This is a genomic window from Oerskovia sp. NPDC060287 (assembly GCF_042726775.1).
GTDB lineage: Bacteria > Actinomycetota > Actinomycetes > Actinomycetales > Cellulomonadaceae > Oerskovia > Oerskovia merdavium.
This window is the reverse complement of the sequence record NZ_JBHXBO010000070.1, coordinates 1-18,975: the sequence shown is the minus strand read 5'-3', so window position 1 is coordinate 18,975 and position 18,975 is coordinate 1. Positions and strand designations below refer to the sequence as shown.

Here is an 18,975-nt window from a genome sequence, read left to right as displayed (position 1 = left end):
GAGCACGAGGTTGCGGTCGTTCTGGCGCCCAGGACGACCGCAACCTCGTGCTCGGCGGGACGGGCCCCGTCGGGTCCCGTCGAGCCTCGTCGAGCCTCGCGGTCAGCGGGCCGTGAAGAAGGTCGGCTCGCCCCACCCGGTGGTCGCGGTCCAGAGCCCCGGGGCTCCGGCGGGCACCGCGACACACACGTTGCCCTCGGCGACACCACTTGCGTAGAGCTCGCCGACCTCGTCGAGGTCGCCCGGGATGACACCGCAGTAGTCCTCGTAGGTGACCGAGTCGTCGCCGACGAACTTCACCGTGATGTCGAGCCACGGAGTGCCCGAGGTCGCGCCCTGGTAGGTCGCCGTCACGGGGACGATCCAGAACTCGAGCCCGGCCTCGGGCGGAGAGTTGAACTGGTTCTCGGCGCTGATCTCCCCCCAGGCCTCGCGCGGGGTGCCGAGGACGAGGGACCAGTCCTCGTTGCTGACGGTCGTCCCGACAGGGAAGGGGTTGGCACGCGTCCCGCCCGCGGGGGCAGGGGGTGCTTCGGGGGTCGCCTCCGGGGCCGGCTCGGGAGCGGGCGCTTCGACGGCGGGCTGATCCGCGGCGTTCTCGTCCGTGGTGGTGAGGTTGTCCGAGCTCAGCCCGCAGCCCGTCAGGCCGACGGCGAGCCCGAGGGCGACCACGGCGATCGTGAGGCTCCGGCGCGACCGACCGGTGACGGTCGCGTGGGACCCCGTGGTCGGGTCGACGGACAGAGGGGCGGTGTCGATGTTCTTCATGGGATGTCCTTCGTGAGGGCCCGACGGCGGAGACGCCGTCGAGAGGGTGGGCTCGGCCAGGTGCAGCGCGTCAGAAGCGCGGCAGGTTCCTGAGGTGCTGGGTCGTGCGGCCGTCGATCGTCGTGGCGAGCGTGCGACGTCCGTCCGGACCGATCCGGGCGACGACGTCGGCCTGGTGGTGGTTGCGTTCGTCGAACGTGCGGAAGCGCTCGCCGGAGACGATCCGGCGGTGGATGCCGATGACGCTGGTCGTGGTCGTCGGGCCTGTGGTCGTGACCGAGTGGAGGACGGCGACCACGTGCTCGGCCGCTTCTCCGCCCGGGGACGTGCCGGCGGTGTCGGTGTCGCGTGGCAGGGTGCGGATCGCGCGGATGAACGGCATGAGCGTCAGAAGCGCGGGAGGTTGAGCAGGTTGTTCGTTTCGCGGCCGTCAGCGACCGTGGCGACGTAGCGGGTCCCGGAGGGGGACGTCCGAGCGACCACGTCCGCCTGGGTTCCCTGAGGGCTCAGCGAGCGGAAGGCGTGACCTGAGGTGATCCACGTGTGGACCTGGTCGCGCGTGGCACGGGAGAGCTGGCCGGTGGTCGTCGTGGACCAGCCCAGCTCGGTGATGTGCTGGCTCGAGGTGCCCGGGTGAGCGACGCGGACGGAGCGGAGGTAGTTCATGGCTGGTCCTCTCGGGGACGGTCGGCCGGCTCGTGCGGGACGGTCGGGGAGGCCGGCGGCGTCAGCGAGACGCAGCGCGGACACAGCCCGCGGCCGTCGAGGATGCGGTAGACGTGTCCGCAACGGCACCTGACGTGGCTCATGCGTGCCCTCCCTTCCCGGCTCGTGGCCGGAGCGGTGATCACGGAGGTGATCGACTGAGACGAGCCTGGTCGAGCCGACGAGGAAGAGCCATCGCCGAACTGATAACCCGGCTTATCGCGTCGTGCGGCAGAGGGGAGTCGGGAAGGCGCTACTGTCCTTCCAGCGAGCTCGCCCGACGAGCTCGCTCACCTACCGGTTCTGATGAAGGGAGCTGCTGTGCCGTCGGTGCTCGACTCGCTCACGCTGTCGCTGCCGGACATCGCCGAGCTGGCGCACGTGCAGCGCCCCGTGGTCTCCATGTGGCGCCGGCGGTACGCGACGGCGGTCTCGCCGTTCCCGGAGGCGGTCGCTACCCGTCGGGACCAGCAGCGGTTCCGGGCCTCCGAGGTGACGGCGTGGATCGAGCGCAGCGGACTCGGCCGAAACCCCTCGTTCGCGGCCGACGTCGCGATGAGGGCCGCGCTGGACGAGGTCCCCGGCCTCGACGCGGACGTGGCGCTCGACGGCCTCACGTCGCTGCTCTACCTCAAGGCGCAGACGGGTGAGCTCCTCGGTGCGCTCGGTCGTGCAGAGGTGCTCGACCTCGCCGACGAGGTGGACCCCGACGACCACCTGGTCTACTCGGAGATCGAGGCGCTGGGCGACCGGCTGGGCGACCTGTGCGAGCTGGCCGACACGGCTGCCGACGCCGCCTACACACCGGCGGGCGCACTGGAGGCCGTCCTGCTCGACCGGCACCGGGCCGGACGCAGGACGCTCACCGAGTCGGCAGCATCCGAGGGAGCCCTCGACGTCGTGGGCAGGATCGTCCTGGCGCTCACGTCCGGACGCGGGCCGCTCACGCTCGCCAACCCGCATGCCGACTGCGGCGACCTGCTGGTGGCAGCAGTCCGGGCAGGGAGCGACGCGAACGGTGACCACGACGCCCCGGCCTGCGCCGTGCCCGACGTGCGCACGGATCCCGCGACCCGGCTCGCGCGCAGGCGCCTGGGTGTCCTCGGCGTCCGTGTGCTGGACCTCGACGCCGACGACGCCGTGGGCCACGCCGTCTCGCCCGGCGCGACGATCGTGGCGCAGCTCCCTCCCGTCGGCAGCCCCCCGTGGTCCGACGACGACGTCCTGCGTGCGGTCGAGACCCTCGCCGTGCAGCGCGAGCCCGGCCGGTTCGCAGTCGTGCTGGGGCCCGCGGGCGCGCTCGTGGGAGCGGTCGACGGCGAGGCGGAGAAGCTCCGGTCCAGCCTGCTGCGCAACGACCAGGTGCGGAGCGTCGTCGAGCTCCCTGCGGGGCTCCTCCCCGGGCGTTCGCGCGAGCGCCTCGCGATCTGGGTCCTGGGCGACCCGCCCGCCGACGTCGGGCTCGCCGAGCAGTGGACGACCGTCTCGGACCTCGCGGGCGAGCGCGTCACCGGGGGAGCGCTCGACGAGGGCGTGATCGACGACCTCGTGACCGACGTCGTCGCCGCTCAAGGGACTCGCAGGGACGTCCAGGGGCACGCCTTCCGCTTCACGCGTTTCGCCTACACGTCCTCGCTCGTCGCCTCACGGAGCGACCTCTCGGTGGACTTCCGTCGGCTCCGGGTGGGCCGGCGCGACGACGGCGGCCGTGCGGCCGTGCGTGCGCACGAGCTCGCCACGGGGCTCGGGCTCGCAGGGGCCGAGTCCGTCGTCCCCGGCCCGGGGCGAGATCCGCGCCGCGAGACGCTCCGGTCGGTCGAGGCCCGCGGGGGTGTGCGCAGGATCTCCGGGAACCGGCTGGACCCGAGTGCCATCGGTGCGGTCGGCGAGGTGCCGGTCGTCGGTCCTGCCGAGCTGACCGGTGACGTGTTCCTCGGCGAGCGGCGCATGGACCGGCTCACGTTCTCCGCGCTCCCCGCCGCCCGGTACACCGAGCCTGGCGACGTGATCTTCTGCACCGCGCCCTACCCGGCCGCGGTGGTCGACCACGTCGGACTGTCCGTGGTGGAGTTCCCGGCGCAGGTGCTGCGCATCGACCGGGCGCGAGCCCCTGGCCTCCTCCCGCACGTCCTCGCCGAGGACATCTCGTCCCAGCGTGCGACCGCCAAGCGGTGGCGCACGTGGGAGGTGCGCGAGGTTCCCGAGGACCAGGTGAGCGCTCTCGAAGAGCTGCTCGCCGCCGTCGGGCAGCGCGAAACCCTGGTGCTCGACGAGGCCCGACGCCTCGCCGAGCTCCGCACGACCCTGACCCGGGGCGTCGCCGACGCCCTCATCCAGCTCCGAACGGTGGACAATGCCTGACGACGCCCCGACCCTGTTCGACGTCCCCACGACCCCGAAGAAAGCAGGACCAGTGCCTCCCCGCACCAAGGCAGCAGCCACGAGCAAGGCGGCTCCCTCAGCTCCTTCGTCAATGAAGGAGCTCAAGGACACGCTGTGGAAGGCCGCGGACAAGCTCCGCGGCTCCATGGACGCCTCGCAGTACAAGGACGTGATCCTGGGGCTCGTGTTCCTCAAGTACGTCTCGGACGCGTTCGAGGAGCGTCGCGGCGAGATCCTCGCGGAGCTGGCCGCCGACGGCCTGAGCGAGGAGCAGAGCCAGCAGTTCCTCGAGGACATCGACGAGTACACGAGCCGCGGCGTCTTCTGGATCCCCCTCCAGGCGCGCTGGGGCTATCTCGCGGAGAACGCGAAGGGCCGGCCGGCGGCCATGGGCGAGCCGTTCGCGCCGATCGGGCAGCTGATCGACGATGCCATGGACCACATCATGGGGTCGAACCCGTCGCTCGCGGCCACGCTGCCGCGCATCTTCAACCGTGACAACGTGGACCAGCGACGCCTGGGCGAGCTGCTCGACCTGTTCAACTCGACGCGCTTCACGGGCGAGGGCGCGTCCAAGGCGCGCGACCTGCTGGGCGAGGTGTACGAGTACTTCCTGGAGAAGTTCGCGCGTGCCGAGGGCAAGCGCGGCGGCGAGTTCTACACGCCCGCCGGCGTGGTGCGGGTCCTCGTAGAGGTCCTCGAGCCGTACAGCGGGCGCGTGTACGACCCGGCGTGCGGGTCGGGCGGCATGTTCGTGCAGGCCGAGAAGTTCATCGAGAAGCACGGCGGCAGCCCGCAGGAGATCTCGGTCTACGGCCAGGAGCTCAACGAGCGCACGTGGCGCCTCGCGAAGATGAACCTCGCGATCCACGGCCTCACGGGCAACCTGGGGCCCCGCTGGGGGGACACGTTCGCGCGCGACCAGCACGCGGACACCCAGATGGACTACGTCATGTCCAACCCGCCGTTCAACATCAAGGACTGGTCGCGTTCGGAGTCGGACCCGCGCTGGCGCTTCGGGGTGCCGCCCGTGGGCAATGCGAACTACGCGTGGATCCAGCACATCCTCTCCAAGCTGACGCCCACCGGGTCTGCGGCCGTGGTCATGGCCAACGGGTCCATGTCGTCCAACTCGGGCGGCGAGGGCGAGATCCGCGCGCAGATCGTCGAGGCCGACCTCGTGAGCTGCATGGTCGCGCTGCCGACCCAGCTCTTCCGCTCCACGGGCATCCCCGTGTGCGTCTGGTTCTTCGCCAAGGACAAGACGGCGGGCGCTCGCGGTTCTGTGGATCGCACCGGGCAGGTGCTGTTCATCGACGCCCGCAACCTCGGGTACATGGTCGACCGAGCCGAGCGCGCGCTGTCCGACGAGGACATCGCCAAGATCGCGGGAACCTACCACGCGTGGCGCGGCACCCCCTCTGCGGTTGCCGCGGGCCTGCAGTACGACGACGAGCTCGGCTTCTCGAAGTCCGTCACCCTCGCGGAGATCAAGGAAGCGGGCTACGCGCTCACGCCCGGACGCTACGTCGGTGCCGCCGAGGTCGAGGATGACGGCGAGCCCATCGAGGACAAGATCGCGCGGCTGACTTCTGAGCTCTTTGCTCAGTTCGAGGAGTCGGCACGGCTCGAGGCCGTGGTGCGGGAGCAGCTGGGGAGGGTTCTGTGATCCCGGAGGGGTGGCGCGATGTACCGCTTGGCGATTTGTTTGACGTCAAGCATGGATTCGCTTTTCCGGGTGAATTCTTCACGGATGTCCCGGCGTACCCCACCTTGCTAACTCCAGGGAACTTTGCGATTGGAGGGGGGTTCAAAGCGGGCAAAGCGAGGACGTTTTCGGGAGACGTGTCAGCGGAATATATACTTCGACCTGGTTCGCTAGTATTGACGATGACTGATCTCAGTCGTGACGTAGACACCCTTGGATTGCCCGCTCTGGTGCCGGACGGACCGGTTTATCTGCACAATCAACGGATCGGTCTTGTGGTCCCACGATCTGATCAGGTATGGGTTCGCTTCTTGAACTACCTGTTGCGAACGAAGGGGTACCGGTCGCATGTAGTTGCGACGGCGACCGGAAGCACGGTTCGTCACACGAGCCCCTCGCGCATCAAGTCGTATCGGGCACGTGTTCCGGGTTTTGATCTGCAGCGTGCGATCGCCGAGGTGCTGGGGGCTCTCGACGACAAGATCGCGGCCAACACCAAGCTTGCCTCCACGGCCGAGGACCTTGCGCGGACACTCGCTTCGGCTGTGCCTGCCACGGTCCCGCTCGGTGAGATCGTTGAGCACATCAAGACCACGGTGAACCCTGAAGGGCTTGCGGACGACAGCGTGGCTCACTTCAGTCTTCCGGCCTTCGATGCGGGGATCGAGCCCGAGGTCGTCGGTCCGCAGGAGATCAAGAGCAACAAGTTCCTCGTTCGGGAACCGAGCGTGCTCGTGTCGAAGCTGAACCCACGGTTTCCCCGTGTCTGGAACGTCCGGTCCGTTCCGTCGTTGACTTCCCTAGCTTCGACGGAGTTCGTCACCCTTCGGCCGAGGTTCTCGTCGACGACGGTGCTCTGGGCGCTGACGTCGCAGCCTGCTTTCGGATCGGCTCTCGAGGCGATGGTTGCCGGAACCTCTGGGAGCCATCAGCGCGTCAAGCCAGCTGAGATGCTGTCGACGCTCGTCCCAGACCCTCGGACCATGAGCGACGTGCTGGTTGGGCAGATCGATGGACTCGGCTTGCGGGCGATCTCGAGCCGTGACGAGAACCGCACCCTCGCCGCCACCCGCGACACCCTGCTCCCGCAGCTCATGTCCGGAAAACTCCGCGTCAGGGATGCCGAGCGCATCGCTTCCGAGGTCGCCTGACCGCACGCTGCTATGACCGGGGGATCCGTGTGGAGCGGGATGCGGCTATCCGGGGTTTGTGTGCCCGAAGAACCCCGCAAGGGCGCAACTCGCACGTCCATGATTTATGTTCGTGATGGAACGTTGGGAGATGTTTGATGGCTTCGATACGTGACCTGCTCGAACCTGGCGTGCTGACGGGTCTCGGGATCCCCTCGACCGAGACGCCGGCTGAGACGAGTGCTGCCGCTGGCGCCATTCCTGCACTCGTCGACTTGGCGCCAGTGCCAGTGCCAGCGCCAGCGCGAGCGCCAGCGGCGGTCGTGCGAGCGCAGGAAGTTACCACGAGATCTCGCCGCGTCGACGCCGCAACGGCGCCCATCCAGCCGTCGCAGCGGGCGAGGAAGACCGGGCCGCCCCTCTTGTCCTCGATCGGACCCATGCCGGGGACCTCGAACCCGACGAAGAACAGCTCCTGGGTGGACAAGGTGGCTGATGTGCACATGAAGCGGATGCGAGAGATTCATGGGCCGAAGACGGGTGTCATGTTCGACGAACCATTCGCCACGGCGATGTGGCGACTGTGGGAGCAGGGAATGACGCGCGATGCTGCTCGGGGACTTGCACGGGTAGTGCGTGGACTTCGTCGGGGGAACCGCCCTCTGGAAGCCGAGGTGAAGCACTCCGTCCATCAGGTGGCACGCCTCGCGAGGGATGGGCGCGTCTCGCGCAACGACCAGGCACGTTTCGCGACCGCACTCACGACGCTCGTCGTTCGTGAGGTCGAGTCTGCGGACCGCAAGGCTGAGGCACGACGTGTGCGCAAGGCGCAGCCCAAGGTGGCGGTCGCCGCGTGGCAGCGCGAGCGACTGCGTGCCATGGCAGCAGCCCAGGAACGTCGGCGCGAGGTCGAGATTTCGAGGGCGAGCACAACCCAGCAGCCGGTGCCCGCACCGCTGTCGCGTCGGCAGGTTCAGGAGTGGACACGCGCCGAGGCGGAGGCCAGGGTCAGGTTGGCTGCGCGTCGAGCGCGTGACGAGGAAGCCGAACGTCTGCGCGAGGAATCTCGCAGGGGCGCCGCGGAGGAGTTTCGCGCACGCAACCCGCGCCCTGTCTCCCGGCACCACTGAACAGGGTGGATCCGTTCGTCACAGTGGGCTCCTCTGCCTCCTGCTACGTGCAGTAGTGCGGGCTCTCTCCGCAGACGACTCCCTGAGCGATATTCGCGAAGAACGCAACGAGGGCGACGACGCCGAGGATCATCGCGACGATCGCGCACAGGAGGAGGATCGCGCCCACCACGATCGCCACGATCGAACCCGTGCTCAGCTTCCGGGGGCTTGGAGACGGCGCGGTCTGGACGGCCTGTGAGTGCTGGGTCCACTGCTGCCCGTCGAACCAGCGCACCAGCCGCGGGTCGTACGGGTCGGGGTACCAGCCGGGCTGGTGGGTCACGGTGTTCTCCTCGGCTGTGATGGCGACTTCCGTGCTCAGGTGCTCGGCGTCGACGGCTGGGATGCGGCTCGCCGGGCACCGCCGACTGTCACCTGCAGACGCTACCGGCCATCGCGATCTATCTGATCATCCCCTTATCGCAGCACTCGTCGCGCCCCACCCCTGCGCCGCAGAGACTGAGCACGGGGGCGATCCCCTGAACCCCGTTCCACCCTGATCCCAGGAGAAGCCATGACTGACCAGCCCACCCCGCCCGTCCCGGACAGCGGCGAACCCGCTGCCGACGTTCCGCCGCCCCCGTCGCCAACCGACGCCCAGGTCTGGGCGGCGTCGACGGGAGAGGGGAGCCCCGCCGTCGGGCCGGGGAAGCGACCCGCATGGGTGCTGCCCGTCGTGACGGGAGTGATTGGACTCGTCGTCGGTGCCGGCGGCATGGCCGCGATCGGCGCGGGGCAGGATGCGGCGGCGAGGACGGCTCAGAGCGCGGTGCTCACGGACGCTGTCGAGACCTGCGACCTCGCAGGCGATCCGTGGTTCGTCGTGGCCGACGAAGGATCCACCCTGACGTTCGACAACAAGGGGGAGGACCAGCTCACCGGCGGCGCGCTCGAGGATCTCGTCTGTGTGCTCGACGCGCTCGAGGCGCCGTCCAGCGTGCTGTCCCACATGGGGCAGACGACGTCCATGGACGGGCGCCAGGAGGAGAGCTGGGACGGCATCACGGTCGCCTGGTCATATCACCCGGACCGGGGGATGGACGGGGTCGTGACGGTGGAGGGGGCGGAGTGATGAGCGACCGGTCGAGCAGGAACAGATCCACGAGCGCGACCACGAGCAAGGCCCAGCGCAAGGCGGACGCCGAGCGGGCAGAGCGCGAGGAGATGTTCTCCTTCGCCCCCGAGATCCTGGGTACGGCGGCGCCGCTGCCACGGAAGGTGGACGGCAGTGAGCAAGTCGAGCCGGCGAGAGCCACCCGAAGGCCAGCCCCGCGGGGCACACGCCGATAACCCCCATATCACTTCACCCACCGCGCCCCGCCACGAGACCACCAAGAATGAGTCATGGCGCCGATAGGCTCCGGACCAGCACCCCAGCACCCCAGCACCGCAGCGCAGCAGTCGCCGCACCGACATCACGGAGGATCCATGAAGCTCACCGAGGACGCCTGGGAACACCTGGCCCTCGACGACCTGGGCGAGCTCTTCTGGACCGTGAAGCACGGCAAGGAGATCGCGCCCGGGGCGAGCGCCGCCGTCGGGCCGGACGGGCACCCCGTCCCCGAGCGCGAGTCGTGGGACGAGCTCCTCATCCCCACCCGCCTGCGCACCGCGCTGCGCGCTCTCAACCCGGACGTGCCGCGCGAGTACCTCGACCAGGCGCTCGCCGCGATCGTCGCCCCGACGTCGAACGACGCGATCGCCGAGAACAAGCGAGTCCACGACTTCCTGACCGACGGGTTCCGTGGCATCAGCTACATCGACGCCGAGGGCATCGAGCAGAACCCGACCATCCGCCTCGTGAGCAGCGAACCGTCGGAGAACGACTGGCTCGCGGCGAACCAGGTCACGGTCGTGCGCGGCGACGTCGAACGGCGCTTCGACGTGGTCCTGTACCTCAACGGGATGCCCGTCAGCGTGATCGAGCTCAAGAACGCGGGCACCAGGGCAGCCGACCTCGCCGCGGCCCACGCCCAGGTCGCGACCTACGTCCGTGAGCTGCCGCTGGTCTTCCGTTTCGTCGTGCTGACCGTCCTCTCCGACGGCATCACCGCGCGCTACGGCACGCCCTTCACGCCGTTCAACCACTTCTCGCCGTGGAACGTCGACGACGACGGCCGCCCCGTCGGGCCGTCCGGCCGCCCGGACGGCGAGCAGGGGCCCGACGGCGACACGCCCGCCGAGGACGAACCCGTCACCGCGCTGCGGCTCGCCCTCTACGGGTTGTTCGACCAGCTTCGCTTCCTTCAGCTGCTGCACGGATACGTCGCGTTCGACGAGGGGAGCGAAGGGCTCAGCAAGCGTGTCGCCAAGCCTCACCAGTACTTCGCAGTCTCCAAGGCGATCGAGAAGACCATCACCGCGGTCGCGTCCGACGGAAAGGCGGGCGTCGTCTGGCACACCCAGGGCTCGGGCAAGTCCATGGAGATGGAGCTCTACACCAACCAGGTAATGCGTCACCCTCGACTGCGCAACCCCACGGTCGTCGTCGTGACCGACCGCACCGAGCTCGACGGCCAGCTCTACGAGACCTTCCGGCGCAGCCAGCTGCTGCCTGAGGAACCCCGCCAGATCCGCCGTCGCGAGGAGCTGCGGACCGAGCTCGCCGGCCGGGTGACCGGCGGCATCTACTTCACGACCCTGCAGAAGTTCGGGCTCTCGCCCGCCGAGAAGCAGGCTGGCACCAAGCACCCTCTGCTGTCCGACCGGCGCAACATCGTCGTCGTCGTCGACGAGGCCCACCGCAGCCACTACGACGACCTCGACGGCTACGCCTGGCACCTCAAGAGCGCCCTCCCGCACGCGACGCTCATCGCGTTCACCGGGACACCCATCAGCACCGCCGAACGTGACACGCGCGCGGTGTTCGGCGAGGACATCGACGTCTACGACCTCTCCCGCGCCGTGCACGACGGCGCCACGGTCCCCGTGTACTTCGACTCCCGTCTCGTGAAGGTCGACTTCGTCGACGGCGCCGACGAGTCCACGATCGACGCGGCCGCCGACGAGATGACCACGGGGCTCGACGACGCCGAGCGCCGCCGCATCGAGTCGAGCGTCGCGGTCGTCAACGCGATCTACGGTGCCCCGGCCCGACTGGAGGCGCTCGCGGCCGACCTCGTCGCGCACTGGGAAGGGCGCCGGGCCGCGATGTTCGAGTCGCTCGGCCGCGCCGGTCACGAACGCACCCCGGGCAAGGCGCTGGTCGTCGGCGCGACCCGCGAGATCTGTGCACGGCTCTACAGCGAGATCGTCGCCCTGCGCCCCGACTGGCACTCCGACGACCTGGCCACCGGAAAGATCAAGGTCGTCTACTCGGGGACGCCGTCGGATCCCGCGCCCATCAGCGATCACGTGCGGCGCGACAGCGAGAACGCGGCCATCAAGCAGCGGCTCAAAGACCCCGACGACGAGCTCGAGATCGTGATCGTCAAGGACATGATGCTCACAGGGTTCGACTCCCCGCCCCTGCACACCCTCTACCTCGACCGGCCCATCAAGGGCGCTCTGCTCATGCAGACGCTCGCCCGCGTCAACCGCACGTTCCGCGGCAAGACCGCAGGCCTGCTGGTCGCCTACGCCCCCGTCGCAGAGAACCTCGCCGCCGCGCTGCGCGAGTACTCGCCCCAGGACCAGAAGACCCGACCCCTCGGACGCCAGGTCGAGGAAGCCGTCGCGCTGGCCGAGCTGCTCGTGACCCAGGTGCGTGCGACGCTCTCCGGGTTCGACTGGCGCGCACGGCTCGCCGTGGACGACAAGCGCGCGTACGTCCTGGCCGTCCACGCGACCGTGAACCACCTGCGCGACCCGGGCACGGTCGGCAACCGGCCGCAGGACGTCGAGGACGGCAGCGACACGCTCGGCGCGACCTTCCGCCGTCAGGCGGGTCAGCTGCACAGGGCCTGGGCCCTCGCCGGGGGAGCGGACCATCTCACCGACATCGCCGACGACGTGCGGTTCTTCGAAGAGGTGCGCGTCTGGATGGGGAAGTTCGACGCCGAGGACCGCCAGGCGCGGGGCGAGGCGATCCCCGACGACGTCCAGCGCATGCTGAACCAGCTCGTCGCCGAGAGCGTCGACTCGGGCGAGGTGCTCGACATCTACCAGGCGGCCGGCATGGAGTCGCCGCGCATCGACGAGATCGACACGTCCTTCCTCGCGACGGCCACGCACGCCGAGAACCCGCACCTCGCGATCGAGGCGCTCCGCAAGGTGATCCAGGAGGAGTCGCGCGCCGCGACCCGCAACAACCTGGTGCGCCAGCGCGCGTTCTCCGACCGGCTCAACGAGCTCATGACGCGGTACACCAACTCCAACCTCACGTCCGCCGAGGTGATCGCAGCACTCATCGAGATGGCGCACGAGGTCTCGGCCGAAGGTGACCGCGGTGCCCGGTTCTCCCCGCCCCTCACGAGCGACGAGCTCGCGTTCTACGACGCGGTCCGGGCCAACGAGTCGGCCGTCGAGGTCCAGGGGGACGGGGTCCTCGCCGACATCGCCCGCGAGCTCCTCACAGTCCTGCGGCGCGACGTGCGCACCGACTGGACCGTGCGCGAGGACGTGCGCGCCAAGCTGCGCTCCTCGATCAAGCGGCTCCTCGTCAAGCACGGCTACCCGCCGGACAAGCAGCCCGGAGCGATCAAGCTCGTCATGGAACAGATGGAGTCGATGGCCCCGCGCTACGCGGAGCGCGAGGAGGGGGCGGCGTGATCGAGCTCGTGTCGGAGAAGGTCTGGGAGTCGCTGCGCACGGTGACGTGGCCCGGGCCGGTGCGTGCCGCGATCGCCTACGTGGGACGTGAGGCCCCGGAGCTGCTACCTCTGGGCGCGGGGGACACGCTGGTGTTCGACGGGTCCGACGAGTCGCTCGCCGGTGGCACCACGAACCCCGCTGCGCTCCAGGTGCTGTTCGACCGTGGCGTGGTCCTGGTGTCGGTCGCCCGGCTGCACGCCAAGGTGATCGTCGCCGGCGCGGACGGAAGCGGTGAGCGCAAGACCCTCGTCGGATCGGCCAACGCCTCCGAGCGCTCGCGCACGTCGCTGCGTGAGGCGGCGCTCCTGACCGACGACGTCGAGGTCGCCGCGCGGGCGGACCTCCAAATCGATGAGTGGTCCGGGGACCCTGACGCGGAATGGGTGGACCAGGAGTGGATCGACCGAGCAACCACGATCTACCGGCCGCGACGGGTCCCCGTCACTCCCCGTCGCTCACGCAAGCGGCGCGAGCATGGGCGACTGTGGGTCGGGCGGTGGATGGTCGACGAGGACCCCGCATCGCTGGAGGTCGAACGCGCGCTCGGGCACTACATGGAGCGCTTCAGCGGGCTCGATGTCTGGAGCTATCGACTTCTCGACGAGGTCCGAGACATCAGGCCGCAGGACGAGCTGATGCTCTACGCCGTCACAGATCGTCAGGACGTGCCGCACGGAAACCGCCGATCCTGGCCGCTGTCCAGGGTGGTTCGTGTCGTCGCCGAGCCGGGCGCTCCGTCTCGGGTGGCAATCTGTGTCAGTCCGCTTCAGGGAACCGTCATGACGTACTCCGAGTTGCGACAGCTGGTGAGCGACGACGACGGCGGTGTCGACATGAACCGCCCTCTGCCGGGGCACCTGGCGAGCGTCGTCCGACGAGCGCTCGACGACCGCACGCCCGGTGAGGAACGACTCGCGACGGAACATCAGCTGCGGGAGCGACCGATCGGTTGTCCTCGATGCGAGACGAGACTGCGCGTCGTCCTTCGAGGACTGCCGGCAGGTCCTCCGGATCCCGACGTCTACGTGTTGGGTGGTTGCTTGATCGGGCCGGGCCCGATGCCCACGCACGTCTGCCCAGCGTGCGGCTGGGAAGGTCGGCGCCGCGACTGGGAGCCAGAGCAGGTGCGCCAGGTCGAGTCGCTCGACGACCTGTTCGCTGTGCTCGGAGCGACCGACCTGGCGTCGGCGACGGACGCGATCATCGACGAGCTCGACCACGACCCGGTCGGTCTCGACCTGCACAAGGACGCCGACGGGAACGAGATGGGGGTCGAGGCGATTCTCGGTACGACGGGCGTCCTGCTCGAGCTCCCCTTCAGCATGGTCGAGTTCTGGGACACCTGGGACGGGCTGCGCGACGCGTGGCAGCTCCAGGAGGACGACGAGGTCGAAGAAGCCTGAGGCAGCAGAGCGCGCACCCCCGAGATCACCGGATCGCGGGGGTGCGCGCCGTCGTCGGGCCGCATACCTCCTGGCGCCGGGCGTCAGCCGCCGAGCCCCAGCGCAGCCACGACCTCTTGCTCTCCCACGGCCTCGGGCACGACGATCGCGTCCCGCAGCGTCGACTTCTGCTGCAGCAACCGGTCGAGGTTGAGGTCGAACGACGTCGTGTCCGGGTGGAGGGCCATCGGGAGGTAGACGTGGACGGGCCGCGTCTGACCGATCCGGTAGATGCGGTCCGTGGCCTGCGCCTCCTTGGCAGGGTTCCAGTGCCGTTCCAGGTGGATCGCATGGTTGGCCCCGACGATCGTCAGCCCCACCCCGACCGCGAGCGGCGACATGATGATGACGTTGAAGCCCGGCGCTCGCTCGAACTCCCCGATGATCCCCTTGCGCGTCGCGCCCGAACCCACCGCGGCGGTGTCGCCGTTGACGACACGAACCCGCAGCCGGTAGCGCTCCTGCAACCACAGGGCCAGCCGAGCCTGGACCTTCTTGTTGATGACGAACACGATGACCTTCTCGTCCACCGCCCGCACCTCGTCGATGACCCGGACCGCCGCGACCATGCGCGCGGACAGGTCGAGGTCTGCGGGATCGCTCGACAGAGGCGCGTCCCCCGACGCCGACGGGTGGAGGCTCACACCACGCAGAGCCTGGACGGTCGCGAGCGCCGCCCCCCGGACCCCCGGGCCGTTGCGCCGGTAGCCCTCGAGCACCGCGTCGTACGCGTCGCGCTGAGGCACGGGCATCACGACGCCGAGATCTGGGCGGGCGACCTGCGCGGGCCCGCCTTCAGGGCCGTAGACGGTCTTGGGAGGGAGGTCCCTGAGGTGGTCCTCCTTGATCCGTCGCAGCATGAACGGGCCCACGAGCTCACGCAGCTCCTGCCCGATCCGGGACTTCTCCTCGCTCGGAGCCTTTTCGATCCGCGAGACCCACTGCGTGCGGAACTCGGCCCAGGAGCCCAGGAGTCCCGGCTGGGCGGCGTCCATGAGGCACCAGAAGTCGAGCATCTTGTTCTCGACCGGGGTTCCCGTGGCCAGCAGCATGAACCGCGCCTTGAGCGCCTTGGCGGCCCGGGTGCGCAGGGCGTCGGGGTTCTTGATGGTCTGGGCCTCGTCGAACACGACCGCACCCCAGTCGACCTGCGCCAGCGAGAGCTGGTACGAGGCGAGCGTCTCGTACGTCACGAGAACCAGCCGGCCCGGCATGTCGAGCCGACTCCTGCCGTGCTCCGGACCGATCTTCAGCGAGAAGCGGATCGCGTCGGCACGCAGCATGCCCTGGTCGTCGAGGTTCACGACGCTCGCCGTGGTCTCCTTGCCCCGCCCCAGCTCCTGGAAGGCTGTGATGCCCTTGCCCTGGAGCACCACGACGTCCTCGAACGGGTTCGTCGCGAAGGTCGCGTCGATCTCCGCCTGCCAGTTCTCGATCAGCGAGACCGGGAGGACCGCGAGCGTCGGGCGTACCGTCCCCCCACGTGCGCGCTGTGCCTCGAGGAACTCGCGCAGCGCGACCAGCGTCATGTAGGTCTTGCCGAGGCCCATGTCGTCCGCGAGGATCGCGCCCTGGACGCGCGAGGGGTCGCCGTCGGGCTTGAGGAGAGACGCGGTCATGAGCCGCACCATCCACTCGATGCCCTCGCGCTGGTGCGGGTACGGCGAGCGCAGGAGGCTCGCGTAGTCGACCGGGCGAGCAGAAGGTGTGCTCGACGCGGAGGCCCGGAGCGCTTCGCCCACGTCCTGGGCGTCCGCGACGTGCACACCGACCTGAACCGTCCGAGGGGTCGCCGGGTCCGACGGATCGGTCGGGTCGTCGTCGCCGGGTTCAGGCAGGAGAGTCTCGTCGAGGAGGCGATCACGCGCCGTGGCGAGCTCGCTGTCGACCGTGGACCTGTCGCTGATGTCGACCAGCTGGTCACCGACCGCGATGACGGATCGACCCTGGTCCTGCGCGGCGCGCACGTCCTGCTCGACCGTGTCCAGCTGAGGGAGGGTGGCGATGAGCCCTGCGAGGATGCTGGCCGGCTGCACGCCGTCCGAGTCCCCGAACCACGAGATGCCCGACTCGCTCGCGTCGGCGAAGGTCTGCGGGACGATGATGCCCACGCCCGCGACGCGGACCCCGAAGTTCAGCTCGACGTCGACGAGCTCGTGGTCGAAGAACTGCCCTGGCGCAGTGAGGAAGTCCCGTGCCCTCTCTGCCGGGATGCGGGGCGTGGCCAGCACGTCCCGTACGCCTGCGAGGCGCTGCTCGTCGAGGAGGACGAGGTGCTCGTCGACGCGCAGGACGCCGGCCTGCCGGTCGCCCTCGATCTGGTGCCACCTGCTCGCCAACCGATCCGGGTCGACGTCGGGCCCCAGGTCGGGAGAGACGTGCAACGAGCCGTCGGGCTGCTCGTCGACCAGGAGACCGACCCGGTCCGGGACCGTGGTGGACCAGCTCGTGAGGTGCCCCAGGGGGAGCGGGAAGGGCTCGTCGCGGTCCGGGTCGTCGGGCAGGGGGATCCTGGCGGCCTGGAGCTCGGCGACGAGTCGCACGTTGTTCGTCTCGGTGCGGTCCTCGAAGGCCAGCGCCTCGTGGTGCTCGACGGCGCAGATCACCTTGAGCGCACGTGGCGAGAGCCGGTAGTGGGTCGCCGTGCCGATCGTCAGGACGGGACCGTTCCGGCGGCACGGCTCCAGGTGGCTCCCGATGCGGGCCCTGAGCGTGACGGAGAACGTGCGGGACGTCGTGTTTCCCCGGACCTCCGGTTCGAGCGTGCCGGGAAGGCGCCGGGGGAGACCGAGGACCTCGGCCTCGTCGTCGCCCAGACGGGCCACGTCCGCCGAGCGCATCGCGAAGCCGTTGGGCAGGAGGTAGGCCGCACCCTGCTCGGCGAGCATCTCGAGGACCAGGTGCTGCTCCTGGGCCGACCGCTGCCCTTCGCCTCGGTGCAGGAGCGCGAGGTCCTCGGGCGTCGTGACGAAGTTGGCGCCGTCGGAGTCGTACGACACCGCGAACAGCCGCATGGGCGACTCGGTGTCATCAGGGCGCATGCGCCGGGCTCGCAGGAGGTCACGCAGGCCCATGTCAGCTCCTCAGCGGGGTGCGGTGGTGGATCGGGAGGCCGAAACGGTGCTTGAGCGTCGAGTAGTCCTCGGGGGTGAGCACACGTTGTGGGTCCACCGGCGCACCGAGAGTCTCGATCAGGAAGTTCAGCGCATGGTTCTGCCATGTCGTGGCAGCGTGGGTGATACCCACGTGGGCCCGCCTGCCAGCAGGATGCGCCTGTGCGTGAGCCGCGGGGACGTCCTTGATGAGCTGGTCCGGGGTGAAGACCCGATGGGAGTAGTCGAAGAGCGGCGCAGTGGGGCGGCCCGCGTAGATCCAGAACTTGAAGCTGTGGGACCCCTCGACGACGTGGAAGTCTCCGCAGTCCAGGATGACGATCGCGGTGTCGGCGCGTTGCGTGAGGCTCGCGGCGTTGATGTGCCGGCGTCCCATCTGCCGTTGGACCGACGTCCGAGCGCCGGACCCCAGGACGACCCGGGACTCACGCACCAGACCGCTCTCGTAGAGCCCCCACAGGAACTCCTTGCGAGCCGGGAACATTCGCTGCAGCTCTGCGTTGCGGGTGAGTACGCCGTGGTTCTCCACGGCGGTGAGGAACAGGCGGAGGTCCTCGACGCTCATCCAGCGGACGGCTTTGTCGCGGGCGGCCTGCGGCAACGGCTCCCACCAGGTGTGCCACTGCGCCTGTCGTTGGAGTCGTGGGTCCCCACCGATCCTCACGATCGCGTCGAGCCACTCGTCGCACGGAGCGGTGTCCGGCTTGTCCGTCATGGCGACGAGGATCTGGTGCCCGAAGTACATGTCGTCCGTGCCCAGGGACTCCACGACGGTCTTCGACGTGAGCTCCGCCAAGAAGCCGAGCCCGTCAGCGCGCGTGTGGTCGGCCGACCCGATCTTCTCGAGGAAGACCGCCTCGCGGACGCGGATGCCGTACCGCCCGTTGACGTGCCCGTTGATACCGATGAGGCGCAGCCAGTCCGCCAGAGCCATCCCCGTGGCTCGCAGCCCCTGCGCGACGGCGCGCGGCGCCTCGATGTCGAGGAGGAACTCGGAGTTGTACCGGAAGGCGTCGACGATGTCGCGGCTCGCGGGCGGGCTCGGTGATGGTGGCGGGGGTGGTGGGCCGGAGGCACTTGCGTGGGATGGAGGCGGCGGGGGCGGCGTCTCCGCGCGAGTCCTGCGGACCGGGATCTGCGTGACGGCTCGCTCGACGGCGGTGCTCGTGGCCTCGAACAGTCCCGGGGACCAGGAGTCGAGGCGGTCGAAGTGGGTCAGGAACATCGATGCGAGTGCCGCGACGAGCAACCGGGAGGGACGAGGTGCCTGTGAGTCGACGAGCAGCGACACGACAGCCGGGGTCATCGACGCGCGGGCTCGTTCGCGGTCCTCCGACCAGACCGTCACGACGGCGCGGGCGAAGCGCCGCTCGGGGAGGCGTGCGGAGAGCAGATCGATCCGCCCGGAGTCGATCAGGCGGCGGACCTCGGCGAGCAGCAGGTCGAACTGTCGGCCTGTGCCGGCGCGGGCCGTGAGGCGCTGGGCACGGTCCGTGAGCCGGTCCCACGAGTCGAAGGACCCGACGGGCCATCCGGGGAGGAACAGCTCGGGCCTGGTCCCCATGTCAGGGCACCTGGCCGGTCGCGTCGGCATCCTCGAGGATCGCCGAAAGTTCCTCCGCCGTCGGACGGATCACGGTGAACCGCACGTCGATGCGCCGGTTCGCGGCACGATCCGCCTCGCTCTCCTGGACGGTCGTCGCGGGTCGCGTCTCGCCGTAGCCAGAGACGGAGAACAGGGGGCTCCCGTCCGTCCGGCGCAGGTCGTCGAGACCTCCGCCGTCGGGCAACGAGGTCTCCCAC

13 protein-coding genes and 1 pseudogene are annotated in these 18,975 nt (G+C 69.5%); 7 read left to right on the top strand and 7 right to left on the bottom strand.

The genetic code is table 11. From position 1 onward, the window contains the following. Positions 1–102: 102 nt before the first annotated feature. The 3 genes from ACFWFR_RS08555 to ACFWFR_RS08545 all read right to left on the bottom strand — a co-directional run bounded on the left by ACFWFR_RS08555 (position 103) and on the right by ACFWFR_RS08545 (position 1,434). Positions 103–768 carry a hypothetical protein gene (locus ACFWFR_RS08555; protein WP_377622434.1) on the bottom strand — a complete coding sequence of 222 codons (666 nt, stop codon included), beginning with the start codon at positions 766–768 and terminating at the stop codon, positions 103–105. Between the two features lie 70 nt (positions 769–838). Next, positions 839–1,150, bottom strand: a complete 312-nt coding sequence (locus tag ACFWFR_RS08550) for a hypothetical protein (RefSeq protein ID WP_377622432.1) — start codon at positions 1,148–1,150, stop codon at positions 839–841. A 5-nt stretch (positions 1,151–1,155) separates the two neighbouring features. Continuing rightward, complete coding sequence (locus tag ACFWFR_RS08545) at positions 1,156–1,434, bottom strand: DUF3892 domain-containing protein (protein WP_377622430.1); 279 nt, start codon at positions 1,432–1,434, stop codon at positions 1,156–1,158. Positions 1,435–1,779: 345 nt separating this feature from the next. Here ACFWFR_RS08545 and ACFWFR_RS08540 point away from each other — a divergent pair, with 345 nt between their 5' ends. From ACFWFR_RS08540 to ACFWFR_RS08525, 4 genes are all read left to right on the top strand, one after another. Next, entirely contained in the window at positions 1,780–3,834 is a 2,055-nt protein-coding gene (locus tag ACFWFR_RS08540) for a hypothetical protein (RefSeq protein ID WP_377622429.1), read from the top strand. A gap of 112 nt (positions 3,835–3,946) precedes the next feature. Continuing rightward, positions 3,947–5,524 (top strand): type I restriction-modification system subunit M, encoded by a 1,578-nt coding sequence (locus ACFWFR_RS08535; protein WP_377622427.1) that lies wholly within the window; start codon positions 3,947–3,949, stop codon positions 5,522–5,524. Next, on the top strand, positions 5,521–6,714 hold the full coding sequence (locus ACFWFR_RS08530) for a restriction endonuclease subunit S (RefSeq protein WP_377622425.1): 1,194 nt from the start codon (positions 5,521–5,523) through the stop codon (positions 6,712–6,714). The genes ACFWFR_RS08535 and ACFWFR_RS08530 overlap by 4 nt, the downstream gene beginning before the upstream one ends. Before the next feature lie 419 nt (positions 6,715–7,133). Next, complete coding sequence (locus ACFWFR_RS08525; protein WP_377622423.1) at positions 7,134–7,823, top strand: hypothetical protein; 690 nt, start codon at positions 7,134–7,136, stop codon at positions 7,821–7,823. Between the two features lie 43 nt (positions 7,824–7,866). On the opposite strand, the gene ACFWFR_RS08520 is transcribed toward ACFWFR_RS08525, so the two are convergent. Beyond that, positions 7,867–8,148 carry a DUF2510 domain-containing protein gene (locus ACFWFR_RS08520; protein WP_377622422.1) on the bottom strand — a complete coding sequence of 94 codons (282 nt, stop codon included), beginning with the start codon at positions 8,146–8,148 and terminating at the stop codon, positions 7,867–7,869. A gap of 231 nt (positions 8,149–8,379) precedes the next feature. Here ACFWFR_RS08520 and ACFWFR_RS08515 point away from each other — a divergent pair, with 231 nt between their 5' ends. The 3 genes from ACFWFR_RS08515 to ACFWFR_RS08505 all read left to right on the top strand — a co-directional run bounded on the left by ACFWFR_RS08515 (position 8,380) and on the right by ACFWFR_RS08505 (position 14,020). Beyond that, complete coding sequence (locus ACFWFR_RS08515; protein ID WP_377622420.1) at positions 8,380–8,937, top strand: hypothetical protein; 558 nt, start codon at positions 8,380–8,382, stop codon at positions 8,935–8,937. Positions 8,938–9,293: 356 nt separating this feature from the next. Next, positions 9,294–12,575 carry a type I restriction endonuclease subunit R gene (locus ACFWFR_RS08510; RefSeq protein WP_377622418.1) on the top strand — a complete coding sequence of 1,094 codons (3,282 nt, stop codon included), beginning with the start codon at positions 9,294–9,296 and terminating at the stop codon, positions 12,573–12,575. Beyond that, positions 12,572–14,020 carry a hypothetical protein gene (locus ACFWFR_RS08505; RefSeq protein ID WP_377622416.1) on the top strand — a complete coding sequence of 483 codons (1,449 nt, stop codon included), beginning with the start codon at positions 12,572–12,574 and terminating at the stop codon, positions 14,018–14,020. Before ACFWFR_RS08510 ends, ACFWFR_RS08505 begins: the two co-directional genes overlap by 4 nt. 83 nt (positions 14,021–14,103) lie before the next feature. Here ACFWFR_RS08505 and ACFWFR_RS08500 read toward each other — a convergent pair whose 3' ends face one another. The 3 genes and pseudogenes from ACFWFR_RS08500 to ACFWFR_RS08490 form a co-directional block, all read right to left on the bottom strand. Then, positions 14,104–17,133 (bottom strand): DEAD/DEAH box helicase, encoded by a 3,030-nt coding sequence (locus ACFWFR_RS08500; protein WP_377622415.1) that lies wholly within the window; start codon positions 17,131–17,133, stop codon positions 14,104–14,106. A gap of 1 nt (position 17,134) precedes the next feature. Then, entirely contained in the window at positions 17,135–18,736 is a 1,602-nt protein-coding gene (locus tag ACFWFR_RS08495) for an EH signature domain-containing protein (RefSeq protein ID WP_377622413.1), read from the bottom strand. Position 18,737: 1 nt separating this feature from the next. Continuing rightward, positions 18,738–18,975, bottom strand: a pseudogene (locus ACFWFR_RS08490) (hypothetical protein); the annotation flags it as partial.